We start from the raw sequence: 13,091 nt of genomic DNA on the forward strand, positions 1-13,091 counted from the left end.
CATGAACACTCTATTTTTATTCGAAGCCAGACGCAGCACCCAGCACTGGCTCACCTATCTTGTGGCCTTACTCTTAGTAGGGATCGGCATTTTTTGCGGGAACCAGTTTAATCTTTCGGTAGGAGAAGGAATTTATTTAAACTCACCCTACACCATCGGTTTTATGACCGGAATGCTGAGCCTTGCCGTGATTTTTTTTGCCACTGTGTATGCCTTACAGCTGTTGTTTAAAGATCATGATTCAAAATTTGACAGCATTCTATTTTCATTTCCATTTTCAAAATCCACTTATCTGAAAGGGAAATTTATCACTTATTTCCTACAGACATTTGTAAGTTTTTCTTTCTTAATGACTGGATTTCTCATAGGCCAGATGATGCGTACCGGAACTGAAATGCAGGAAAGTTTTCATATCATCCATTACCTCTATCCATTATTACTTTTCGGTTTTATCAACAGTTTGTTTGTCTGCAGTTTTCTGTTTCTCATTGCTGTTATTGTAAAAAGAAAATTGTTGGTTGTAGTGGGCGGGCTGCTTCTGTATGTCCTCTATATGATTATTTTGCTGTTTTCCAACTCTCCTTTTATGGCGGGAAGTCTGCCTCAGTCATTGGAAACACAGCAGTTTTCAGCTTTCATTGATCCTTTTGGTCTATCTGCTTATTTCATGCAGGCTCGTGATCTTAGTTCGCATCAAAAAAACATTCAGATGGTTCCTTTTACAGGATATCTGTTGTTCAACAGGCTTCTGTTTTTCTTTATATCAGTGGGAATTATTTTCTTTTCGCTAAGATTATTTTCTTTTTCAAACACCTCCGGGAAGAAAGTAAAAACAGTAGGAAACGTTCATATATTATCTGAAACAATTTCTTCAGAATACTCCACAGTTACTCCAAGCTTTAATCGGTTGAACTCTTTCCGGTCTGTACTCTCTTTTACAAAAACTGACCTTACATACCTGTTTAAGAGCGTTGCTGTTCCTGCTGTATCCATCCTTTTGTTATTTTGTGTCGGGATGGAAATGTATGCCGAAATTGAAAAGGGAATCCGTCTTCCGCAGAAGTATGCAGGTTCAGGACTTATGGCTGTAACGATCTCAGAAAACTTTCATCTTCTTGGATTGCTTATTTCAGCTTATTTTCTGAACGATGTCTACTGGAGAAGCCAATCTTCCGGGCTTTTTCTGATTGAAAACAGCACTTTTTTCTCAAAAAACCGGTTAACCGGACATTTTATTTCAATCAGTTTTCTGTTGTTTTTCTTTACCGGAATTTTAATTATTCAGGGCATTATTTTCCAGGCGGCTTATCAGTATTTTCATATCGACTGGAATGCGTATCTCGGTGTTTTCCTTTTCAATACTTTCCCTTTGATCCTGTTTTCCGGATTGATCCTTTTGATTAATGATAGGATTCCTCATAAATTCATTGCCCTTGGATTTTCCATTCTCGCAGTGTTTGTATTGTCAGGACCGGTTTCCGGGAAATTGATTTCTTATCCTCTTTTCAGAATATTTTCAGATTTTAAAGGAACTTACAGTGATTTTAACGGCTATGGAATCTATGAAAAGGCTTTTGCCCAAAGACTTCTCTTCGGAGTGGGTATCATCAGTATTTTGTGGGTATCTAACAGTATTATAAAAATTAAAAAAGTCCCTGTAATTGCATCTTGCTTCAGTATAATTCTATTAATTTCAGGAATCTTTGCCGGAAAATTGTTTATGAAAGGATATGTTCCTAAAGATAAAGAGCAGGCTATTTTAAGCTCCGTAGAATATGAAAAGAACTACCGGAAATATGAAGCTCTTCCACAACCTGATATTTCTGACGTTACCACAGAAATTAAACTTTATCCTTCGGAAAACGCTTATCAGATCGTTGGAAAATATACCCTTAAAAATCAAACAGACCAATCCATCAACAAAATTCTGATCAATTTTAATGATGATTTACAACTGGAATCTGCTGTAATGACATCAGGAACTGAAACGATAAAAATTCATCAAAACGTCACGGAAGTTTCATTAAAACAGCCTCTCCTACCCGGTAAAACGGCTTTCCTTGATTTCACATTGTCTTATCAATGGTTCGCAGTAAACGGTCATCAATCCTTTAATGCCATTATTGCAGACGGATCTTTTATGAGAATCAGCAGATATTATCCATCCATCGGTTACCAAAAGGATTATGAAATTCAGGATGAAAAACAGCGAAGCCAATTCAAGCTTGGAAAACTCACAGAACTGAAGAAACCGGAAGCTCCTGAAGTTTCAAAAAAGGATTTTATCAATCTGAGTATGATTATTTCCACTGAAAAGGGCCAGACAGCGATAGGAACGGGAGATTTAATAAAAAAATGGTCATCATCCGGCCGTCATTATTTTGAATATAAAGCAGACCAGATCCCTTTCCGGTTTGCCGTTTCATCAGCAGAATATGAGTTAAAAAGCACTAATTATAAAGGAATTACCATCAATATCTTTTATCATCAAAAGCACAATGAAAATGTTAATCATCTTCTTGAAAATGCCAAACTTACTCTAGATTACTGTCAGCAGAATTTCGGGCACTATCCTTTTAAAACGATCAATTTTGCAGAGATCTCTTCTTTTACCAAAGGTTTTGCTGCCACGGCCTATCCTTCTGCCATCTTTATGCCTGAAGATATGGTTTTCCATGCCAATATCCAGGCGGATAAGAAGCAGGATGTCATCAATGAATTGGCCGGACATGAGCTTTCACACCTTTGGTGGGGAAACAGCCAGATCAACCCTGATGACAGAGAAGGTTCTGTAATGCTTACCGAAACACTGGCTATGTATACGGAAATGATGCTTTACAAACAGATGCACGGCAGAGAAAAAATGATAGAGAGAATCAAAGTGCATCAGCAGATCTACGACAATGAAAAAGGTTTGTCCGAAAATGTTCCGATCTATAAAGCGACCGGAGATGCCCCTCATATTTCTTATTCAAAAGGAGCAATGGCCATGGTACAATTGAGTCATGTGATGGGCGAAAGCAGACTCAATACAGCATTAAAAAGCTTTCTCAACAATAATCAATATCCAAAGAAACCTACTTCACTAGATCTGATCAATGAGTTTTACAAAGCTACTCCTGATGCTTCAGCCAGAAAAGAGATTGACAGATTGTTCAAAACCATAGACAATATAACTGTTACTAATGGCAAAAAAAACTCTTCTGTAAGGGCAAAATCAAAGTAAGAGATCAATAGTTTTTATTTTTTTTGAAAATATTTTTCAGGAGTTGTAACAAAATAAAATGATGATTTACTAATTAGTTGATATATCAATAATTGATACATCATTTTAAATCTGAAAATATGGAAAAGTTAAATTCAATTATATTCTACAATATAGACAAAGCGATCAGAGCTTATAGAAACTATGCCCAGCGTCAGCTGAAAGCCCATGGTTTTACGATTACGATTGATCAATGGCTTATCATCAAAGCGATTCTGGAAAACCCGGGAATTACTCAGAATGAAATTGGTGATCTTGTTTTCAAGGACAATGCTTCTGTCACCAGAATTATTGATTTAATGGTAAAATCAGAATACATCACAAGACATATTCATTCCGAAGACCGCAGGAAAACCAATCTGGAAGTAACAGATTCCGGAGTAAAGGTGATCAGAGAGGTTCAGAATATTGTGGAGAAAAACCGTGAAACGGCTTTGGAGGGGGTTAGTAAGGATGAAATGGAAGTCATGTATTCTGCTTTGCTGAAAATTTCAGAAAACTGTCTTAATCCTAAAAAATAAATACGATGATCAGAATATTTACATTTATTTTTGTCTGGCTGCTGATTTTTTTCAGCAGTATGCTTTCTGCACAGACATTGCAAAGCTTATCATTGTCCGGAAGCATCAATTCCGGCAAAGCAGAGCAGATGGAGATCAACCTCTTCGATACCAATCAGAAATTAATCAAAACAGAGATTGCTGATGACAATGGTAAATTCAATTTCAATGATTTAAAAGAAGGAACCTATCAATTAAAGATCAATAAAAACGGTTCTGAAGTCTATCATTCTGAAAACATTGTGTTGGCAAAAAACACTGTACTGTCTTCTATTGACCTGAATGTAAAATCTATTGAAGGGGTAACGATCACCAAAACCAAGCCTCTCATTGAAAGGCAAGACGGAAAAATGATCATGAATGTTGAAAACAGTATTGCCAGCACTGGAAATTCTGCGTTTGAAGTACTGGAGAAAGCTCCGGGAGTCAATATAGACAACAACGATAATATCAGTCTCCGTGGAAAGGGAAATCTCCTGGTTCAGATTGATGGTAAAAATACACCTATGACCGGATCTGATCTTGCCAATTATCTTAAAGGAATACCATCTTCTACCATTGAAAAGATAGAATTCATAACGAATCCTTCTTCCAGATATGATGCATCGGGATCTGCTATTATCAATATCAAACTAAAAAAAGAACAGAGAAAGGGAACCAACGGAAGTATTTCCACTTCTCTGGGCACGGGTAAATATGTGAAAAACAACAATAGTTTCAGCATTAACCACAGGAATAAGAAAGTCAATATTTTTGGCAATTACAGCTTTGCTTACAGGGAAGCCTACAACGGTCTGGTACTGGACAGAAATTTCTATGAAGCCAACAATTTCAAAAAAGCATATGTACAGGACAATTATTTGAAATTCAAATTCAACAGCCATATTGCCAAAGCAGGAATGGATTATTATCTGAATGATAAAAATGTGCTTGGCTTTTCTGTAGGGCTGGTTTCAAACAAGTTCAATATCAACGGAGATAATTCTAACGTGACCCTGGGCAGCAATCATCTTCCTGAAAGCTCTTTCACAACCGTCAACAGATCAAATGACCGCTGGACCAATCTTTCATTTAATCTTAATCATAAATATACGATAGATTCTTTAGGTTCTGAAATATCAACCGATTTTGACTATATCAATTACACGAATTCTTCTTTACAAAGTTTTGATACCAGTACTCATGAAATCGCCAGCGGTATGAACAATCTTGACATCATCAAAGGGGATATGGACGGAAAATTGAATATTTATTCTTTAAAGTCTGATCTGACGAAAAACTTAAAGAACGACTGGAAACTGGAAAGCGGCGTTAAAACAAGTTTTGTAAAGACGGACAATGATCTAAAATTCTTCAATGCAAGCTCAGGAGTTTCCATTCCCGATCTTTCTAAAACCAATCATTTCATTTACGAAGAAAACATCAATGCAGTCTACGGAAATGTCTCTAAAAAATGGGAGAAGTTTAAAGCTAACGCAGGGCTGAGACTTGAAAACACAAACGTCAAAGGTACCCAGATTACAACCAACCAGGTCAACAAAAGAAATTATACCCAGCTATTTCCAAGTGCTGTTTTTTCCTATGACCTTACAGATAAAAGTAACCTGGAAGTCAATTTCAGCAGAAGGATTACAAGACCAAGCTACAATCAGCTGAATCCTTTTAAGTTCTATCTTGATCCTACCACGTTAAAGGCCGGAAACCCAGACCTGAATCCGCAGATCACGATGAATTATGAATTGACATATAGTCTTAGTAATAAATATTTCGCCACATTAAGCTACAGCAAGACTTCTGACAACATTACAGACATCTTAAAACCCGTCATAGAAAACGGGCAGATTGTAACCGTACAGACGATTGAAAACCTAAGTTCTGCTTCTTATTTTGGGCTAAACCTGATCGCTCCGGTAAAAGTGACCCCATGGTGGGAGATGAACAACAGCGCCAATTTCTACTATGGTTCATACACTGGAAATGTTTCCGGAACCCAGATCAATAACCAGGGGAATTTTACCTTTAGCATCAACAGTATTAATTCCTTTAAACTAGGAAATGGTTTCTCCGCTGAACTTACCGGAAATTATAAAGCCAGAGAAGTCTATGCCTATCTGAATGTGAGCCCTAACTGGTATTTGAATATTGGTGCACAGAAAAAATTTAAAAACAACAGTGTACTGAAGCTCTCTTTCACAGATATTTTCTTTACCAGCAACATCAAAGGACAGACTGTTTATAATGATTATATAGAAAACTTTGCGGTAAAAAGAGATACGCGTGTCGCTACAATCTCCTATACTTATAATTTTGGTTCTTCTAAAAACGGACAGCCCAGAAAAACAGGAGGTGCTGAGGATCTTAAACAGAGAATCGGAAGCTAGTTATAATAAGTTGGAAAACACAAAGGCGCGAAGAAAGAGGAATAAAATGTTGGATTTAGAGCGCAAGGATTTTATCTTCGATAAAATTGAGTACTGCTAACGATACTTTATTTTAATCTCTCGGTGATCTATCAAGTAAAGCAAATGAAAAAAAGCAATTTGCTTGCTGAAAATCTTCGATTTTCTTGCGCCTTAATCAAAACTATATTATTCTTTTTGCGCCTTTGCGTTCTCCAACTTTATGACCTAAAAAGCAAAAATCCCTCAAATTGAGGGATTTTTTATATCTAAGAATGAATCTTATTAAGCTTCGTTAGAAGGTGTTTCGTTTTCCACTTGGTTTTCTCCTTGTGGCTTTTCTCCTTCAGGTCTTCTTTGTCCTTCTGGTCTTCTCTGTCCCTCAGGTCTTCCTTGTCCTTCCGGTCTTCTTTGACCTTCTGGTCTTCCTTGTCCTTCTGGTCTATTTTGTCCTTCTGGTCTTGCAGGTCTTGGTAAAAGAACTTTACGGGAAAGTTTCATTTTCTTACGGTCATCGTAACCCATGAACTTCACTTCTACTTCGTCACCTTCTGCATATGGAACTTTGTCTAGACGAGCCCACTCAATTTCAGAAATGTGAAGAAGTCCTTCAGTACCTTTAGCAATAGCAACAAAAGCACCGAAATCCATTACTTTCACAACTTTTCCGTTGTAAACTTCGCCTACAACCGGTACGAAAGTAATTTCGTTAATTTTTGCAACAGCAGCATTGATTTTCTCTCTGTCTTTTCCTGCAATTTCGATACGTCCGATCTCTCCTACTTCTTCAATAGCAATCACTGTATCAGTATCTTTCTGCATCTGCTGAATGATTTTTCCTCCAGGTCCGATTACAGCACCAATGAAGTCTTTAGAGATCTCCATTACGACCATTTTAGGAGCGTGAGGTTTCACATCTGCTCTTGGTTCAGAAATAGTTTCAGTGATTTTATTTAAGATGTGTAATCTTCCATCTCTAGCCTGCATCAAAGCTTTTTCCATGATATCCATAGAAAGACCCTGAATTTTGATATCCATCTGACAAGCAGTGATACCGTCTGCAGTCCCTGTTACTTTGAAGTCCATATCTCCCAGGTGATCTTCATCTCCTAAGATGTCAGAAAGTACAGTGAATTTACCAGATTTTGTATCCGTGATCAATCCCATTGCAATACCGGAAACAGGTTTTGTAATCTTTACCCCAGCATCCATTAATGCTAATGTTCCTGCACAAACTGTTGCCATTGAAGACGAACCGTTTGATTCTAGGATATCAGAAACAATTCTGATGGTATATGGATTTTCTTCAGGAATAACTGCCTGTAATGCTCTTTGAGCAAGGTTCCCGTGTCCTACTTCTCTTCTTGAAGTACCTCTTAAAGGTCTTGCTTCACCTGTTGAGAAAGGAGGGAAGTTATAATGTAAGAAGAATTTTTCGTCGTGTTGAGAAATAACACTGTCTACCATGTTTGCATCTTTCACAGAACCTAAAGTTACCGCTGTTAAAGACTGAGTTTCACCTCTTGTAAACACTGCAGAACCGTGAGCTCCCGGAAGGTAGTCAATTTCTGACCAGATTGGACGGATCGTCTGAGGATCACGACCGTCAAGACGGATATTGTCTTCAAGGATCATCTGACGCATCGCTTCTTTCTCTACATCATGATAATATACTTTTACGAAAGGAGTTACTCTTTCCAATTCTTCTGCATCTTCAGCATATTGAGCTAAAAATTCTTCACGAAGTGCTTTGAATTTTTCTCCTCTCTCTTCTTTACCAGAAGGAGTTCTTGCTACTTCATATACTTTATCGTAAGTCTCTTTCCAAACTTTTGCACGAATTTCTTCGTCGTGGTTTTCGTGAGAGTACTCTCTTTTTGGGAAAGCCTTACCTACTTTTTCTGCTAATCTCTCCTGAGCTTCAATCTGCTTTTTAATTTCAGCATGACCGAAGATGATCGCTTCTAACATTTCCTGCTCAGAAATCTCCTTCATCTCTCCTTCTACCATTACGATTGAATCTTTAGTAGCTCCAACCATAATATCCAATTCAGAATTTTTCAGTTCTTCGTAGCTAGGATTGATAGAAAGTTGTCCGTCAAATCTTACTACTCTTACCTCAGACATTGGTCCATTGAAAGGAATATCAGTAATTGCAATAGCTGCAGAAGCTGCTAAACCTGCTAAATCATCAGGAATCGTTTCTCCGTCATAAGAAATTAAAGAAATCATTACCTGTACTTCAGCGTGGAAATCTTCAGGAAAAAGCGGACGTAATACTCTGTCTACTAATCTCATTGTTAAAATTTCCTGATCTGAAGGTCTTGCTTCTCTACGGAAGAAGTTTCCAGGAATTCTTCCACCTGCATAGAATTTTTCTCTATAATCTACTGTTAATGGTAAAAAATCTACACCAGGATTTGCTTCTTTATTGGCTACAACAGTTGCTAAAAGCATTGTTCCACCCATTTTTACTACCACAGATCCATCAGCCTGCTTGGCCAACTTCCCTGTTTCAATAGTGATTTCTCTGCCATCAGCAAGAGTAATCAGCTCTGTAAACGCTTGAGGTATACTCATAAATTTGTCTTCTTAATACTCCGTATTGAGTATGAATTAATATTTAAACTCTTTAAATTTCGTGTGCAAAGGTACTATATAATAATGATATATTAAATTTTTCAATTGCATTAATAGGCTCTGAAAATACAAAAAATTGGCTATCAATTGATGAAAGATTCAAAAATGTGTATCAGTAATCTCAACTTATTCATTATTCGTGAAAATAAAAAAGTGTTTTTTTAAAAATAATGCATGGAAAAATCCTCTTGTTTTTGTATTATTGTCTCAAAAAGTGAAAATAACAATCTGATTAGAAAAAAGATATCCATTTCATTATAAAAACAATTAAAATTATTGCAAAAATATAGGCGGATTCCTATATTTGCCCTACTTCACCAATTACAATGCTGTAGGAAAAAAGTTAAGGGCCTATCCTTATACAGATAAATAAATGTTTATGACTAATAAAGAAGTACAACCGCAAAGCAGGAATTATACGGTTCCGTTGATTACCATCACCCTGCTGTTTTTTATGTGGGGATTCATCACCTGTATGAATGACATCCTGATCCCCTATCTGAAGCAACTTTTCAATCTTACCTTTTTCGAGTCCATGCTGGTACAGTTCTGTTTTTTCGGAGCTTACTTTATTGGATCCCTGATTTATTTTCTGATTTCTATTACGAAAGGAGATCCCATCAATAAATTAGGGTATAAAAAAGGAATCCTGTTCGGAATTTTCCTTGCCGCTTTTGGCTGTGTTCTATTTTACCCGGCAGCTACTTTTTCTTATTATCCTTTGTTTTTGGGGGCTTTGTTTATTTTAGGACTTGGCTTTACGGTACTGCAGATTACCGCCAATGCCTATGTTTCATTACTGGGAAGTGAAGAATCCGCATCCAGCCGACTGAATATGACCCAGGCGTTCAATGCATTCGGAACAACCATTGCTCCGGTGTTGGGAGGTCACCTTATTTTTGAATTTTTCTCTTCTCCGGACGGATCATTCAGTGCAGTAGCAACAAGAATTCCTTACTTAATTTTTGCAGGTATTCTTTTATTGGTCGCTTTATTGATTTCCAGAGTGAAGCTTCCGTCATTCCAGATGGGTGAAGAGGAAGTGGTAAAAGGCTGGGGAGCTCTTGAGTTCAGCCATCTGAAATTCGGAGTATTTGCGATGTTCTGCTATGTGGGTGGAGAAGTTGCTGTGGGAAGTTTTATCATCAGTTTCCTTGAGCAGCCTCAGATTATGGGCTTTAATGAAATCATCAGTAAGAATTATCTTTCTCTTTACTGGGGTGGGGCCATGATCGGGCGTTTTCTTGGAGCCATCTCTTTAAACCAATCTTTAAGCCAGAGTAAAAAGGCTCTTTATATGCTGGGTGCAGCAGGAGCTGTTTTCCTTGTGATCTTCAGTATTGTGAATCTTACCTTTGCTCAGATCAGCTTTTTCCTTGTATTCATAGTTCTTAATTTCATTGCCTTTTTCATTGGTAAATCAGCTCCGGCGAGAACGCTGTCAATCTTTGCAGCTGTCAATGTTGTATTATTGATTTCTGCTATGGTAAATCAAGGAGAACTGGCGATGTACAGTATTCTGGGAATTGGGATTTTCAACTCCATTATGTTCTCGAATATTTATACATTAGCGATTTCAGGACTGGGGAAATATACCAGCCAGGGATCTTCCTTAGTGGTAATGGCGATTTTAGGAGGGGCTATCGTTCCTATTTTCCAGGGATATCTTGCGGACCAGTTTGGAGTACAGCATTCATTTATCATTCCTGTATTCTGTTATCTGGTTATTCTGATCTTTGGTGCTTACTGTACCAAATATCTCGGTCATGTGGAAAGCACGGAAGCCAAATCAGGGCATTAAACTATATTAGATTAAAATATACAAAGCGGAATATCTCAAAATATTCCGCTTTTTTCGATCTTATAGTGTAACTTTCTATTAAAATAAGGATAGACCAGCCCAATTACAATGAAAATACAATTAAAGCTTGAATACGCAGCGTTTCTATTGTTAGGAATATATGCTTTTGCCCAAACAGAATGTTCATGGTGGTGGTTTGCAGGACTTTTTCTGGCTCCTGATATTTCCATGTTGGGATATACGGTCAATAATAAAATTGGAGCTGTTTCCTATAATGTCTTCCATCATTTTGGAGTAGCTATTATCGTTTATCTTGCCGGAACCGCTCTTTCTCTACCCTATTTACAAATGATTGGAGCGATATTATTTTCTCATTCTGCTTTTGACAGAATATTAGGCTATGGATTGAAATATCCGGATAGTTTTCAGAATACGCACTTGGGGAAGATTGAGAAGAAAGTGGAGAAGTTATAATTGCAGACTGTTAAAACCACCCCGTCAAAAATTCTTTGAATTTTCGCCACCCCTCCGGAAGAGGGGAATTTTCGCTCCTTCAGTTCGAGTATTGTCATCATTGTAATTCCCATCAATACTATTCTTTTAATATCACATGAAAATCAAAGACTTTTAAGAACTTAAGTGCTCTTCTGAAGCATTTAGTTGTTTCTAAAAAAGCTTTTGTGACTTTTGTGGTTAAAGATTCCCCATACTGCAAAAACAAAAAAGCAACCTCTTTTGAAGTTGCTTTTTATTTTGAAAATCTTTATAGATTATTTTCTTAAACCTAGTTCAGCAATAATTGCTCTATATCTTGCGATATCCTTGTTTTTAAGGTAATCTAATAAACTTTTTCTCTTACCTACCAATTTCACTAGAGATCTCTCTGTGTTGAAATCGTGACGGTTAGCCTTTAGGTGTTGAGATAAGTGGTTGATTCTGAAAGTGAAAAGAGCGATTTGTCCTTCAGCACTTCCTGTGTCTTGTGCAGATTTTCCGTGTTTTGCGAAAATTTCCTGCTTTTTGTCTGTTGTTAAGTACATTCCAATATTGTTTAATGATTATTATGTAACGGGTGCAAAATTACGACTATTTTTTGATTCTGCAAACATTATTGATTTCATAAATCAAAATTGATAGAAAAAAATGTTAAAAATTTCTTAATAAATTATATGCAATCCAACGAAAAGGCAGTAATTTTGCATTCGAATTACAAATGAAAAAAATTATATTCTTTACAGCGGTTGCTACTTTTTTATTGATCGGCGTTACTTCGGTAAAAGCTCAGAAATCTGCTGATGATAAAATAAAAAAAGTTCTCTACTTCAATCCCCAGGTAGAGCCTGATGTTGATGAGATAAAAGATCCTACCAACACGGCATTCTTTGATGTTATTACTGATAATTTCAGCAGCAGAAGAAATAAAATGCTCCGGGCAGAAGTTCAGGTTCCCTTTGACAGCATAGACAAACAGACCATTGTAGATTACTGCCTCAATAACGACGCAGATTTTGCCATTGTTTCCAAAGTAAGATATTTCAAAGTAGGTTTTGGAAAATATGTTTTCTCCAATCAGGTAGTGGTCAGTATGAAACTTTTTGGTGCTGACGGAAATCTTGTGACTGAAACGGATCATGATACCTATAGAAAAAATATGCGTTTACTGGGATCTACAGTAAATTCTGTTAAAATAGGAACTGAAGGAGCTATAAAAGGGATCATCAAAAAACTGAGAAAACTGAAGCCAACAGAAGCTGAGCTTTAAGTTTAAAGTTGAATATAGGACCTTTGATTCTCAATGGTCAGTTTTACTTCGCAAGTGAAGCGTGAATTTTGGGATGCAGAGTAATGAGCATATCAGGCTAATTCATAATTCATTCATAGACTACTTCCTGTAGAATATATACCCATTGATCGATAATATAAAAACTTTCATTAGCTTAGTTTCATAATTAAATCTAGCTCGTTAGGAGGATTCAAATTTAAAGAGACTGAGCGGAAAGAATTTTAAGAAATATTATACGTTTTCAAAAATGCAAATTCTTTAGAATATGCAGGCTGATCATGTTCTCATAGAGTATGTGTAAATGATCCGTGTCCTGAATTACAACACTTTTCATGTTAAATATTTGAGCGCTTGTTTTATTTATAAACAGGTGCTTTTTATATTAAAAAACGTTATAAACAACTGATTGATAGTTAAATATTTTCACCAAATAAGGAATTATTAAATATTTTTTACTATTTTAGTGTACCATTAAAACTAAATCATATGAAAAATTTAAAGAAACTCAGTAGAGAAAAAGCAAAGCAAATTAACGGCGGATCTTTTGAAAGATGCAGTGATATCAATCCATGTTCTGTAGGATGGTGCTGTAATGGAATTTGCTCACCATTCATCTGTATTGAATAAACTTAACACTTAACTC

General features: G+C 36.6%; 9 protein-coding genes. 7 read left to right on the top strand and 2 right to left on the bottom strand.

Annotated features, from left to right (window positions below; all coding sequences use genetic code 11):
- The first annotated feature begins 1 nt into the window (after position 1).
- The 3 genes from DBR39_RS00860 to DBR39_RS00870 all read left to right on the top strand — a co-directional run bounded on the left by DBR39_RS00860 (position 2) and on the right by DBR39_RS00870 (position 6,206).
- Positions 2-3,226 (top strand): ABC transporter permease/M1 family aminopeptidase, encoded by a 3,225-nt coding sequence (locus DBR39_RS00860; protein ID WP_124530435.1) that lies wholly within the window; start codon positions 2-4, stop codon positions 3,224-3,226.
- A 119-nt stretch (positions 3,227-3,345) separates the two neighbouring features.
- A complete protein-coding gene (locus tag DBR39_RS00865; protein WP_124530436.1) occupies positions 3,346-3,786 on the top strand; it encodes a MarR family winged helix-turn-helix transcriptional regulator in 441 nt (146 codons plus the stop codon).
- A 5-nt stretch (positions 3,787-3,791) separates the two neighbouring features.
- Positions 3,792-6,206, top strand: a complete 2,415-nt coding sequence (locus tag DBR39_RS00870; protein WP_124530437.1) for a TonB-dependent receptor — start codon at positions 3,792-3,794, stop codon at positions 6,204-6,206.
- Between the two features lie 303 nt (positions 6,207-6,509).
- On the opposite strand, the gene DBR39_RS00875 is transcribed toward DBR39_RS00870, so the two are convergent.
- A complete protein-coding gene (locus DBR39_RS00875; protein WP_124530438.1) occupies positions 6,510-8,804 on the bottom strand; it encodes a polyribonucleotide nucleotidyltransferase in 2,295 nt (764 codons plus the stop codon).
- A gap of 439 nt (positions 8,805-9,243) precedes the next feature.
- Between DBR39_RS00875 and DBR39_RS00880 the strand changes: the two genes are divergently transcribed.
- Both DBR39_RS00880 and DBR39_RS00885 read left to right on the top strand, forming a co-directional pair.
- Positions 9,244-10,665, top strand: coding sequence for a sugar MFS transporter (locus tag DBR39_RS00880; protein ID WP_228447732.1), 1,422 nt, complete (start codon positions 9,244-9,246; stop codon positions 10,663-10,665).
- Between the two features lie 108 nt (positions 10,666-10,773).
- Positions 10,774-11,139, top strand: coding sequence for a DUF4260 domain-containing protein (locus tag DBR39_RS00885; RefSeq protein WP_124530440.1), 366 nt, complete (start codon positions 10,774-10,776; stop codon positions 11,137-11,139).
- A gap of 296 nt (positions 11,140-11,435) precedes the next feature.
- Here DBR39_RS00885 and rpsO read toward each other — a convergent pair whose 3' ends face one another.
- A complete protein-coding gene (gene rpsO, locus DBR39_RS00890) occupies positions 11,436-11,705 on the bottom strand; it encodes a 30S ribosomal protein S15 (RefSeq protein WP_034692246.1) in 270 nt (89 codons plus the stop codon).
- Positions 11,706-11,878: 173 nt separating this feature from the next.
- Here rpsO and DBR39_RS00895 point away from each other — a divergent pair, with 173 nt between their 5' ends.
- Together DBR39_RS00895 and DBR39_RS24110 are read left to right on the top strand one after the other, a co-directional pair.
- The gene (locus tag DBR39_RS00895) at positions 11,879-12,427 is read left to right on the top strand and encodes a pyruvate decarboxylase (RefSeq protein WP_124530441.1); all 549 of its coding nucleotides are present in this window, start codon (positions 11,879-11,881) and stop codon (positions 12,425-12,427) included.
- A gap of 507 nt (positions 12,428-12,934) precedes the next feature.
- Positions 12,935-13,075: a bacteriocin-like protein gene (locus tag DBR39_RS24110; protein ID WP_185147105.1), complete on the top strand. Its 141-nt coding sequence runs from the start codon at positions 12,935-12,937 to the stop codon at positions 13,073-13,075.
- Positions 13,076-13,091: the final 16 nt, after the last annotated feature.

It is taken from the genome of Chryseobacterium sp. KBW03, from assembly GCF_003852415.1.
Lineage (GTDB): Bacteria > Bacteroidota > Bacteroidia > Flavobacteriales > Weeksellaceae > Chryseobacterium > Chryseobacterium viscerum.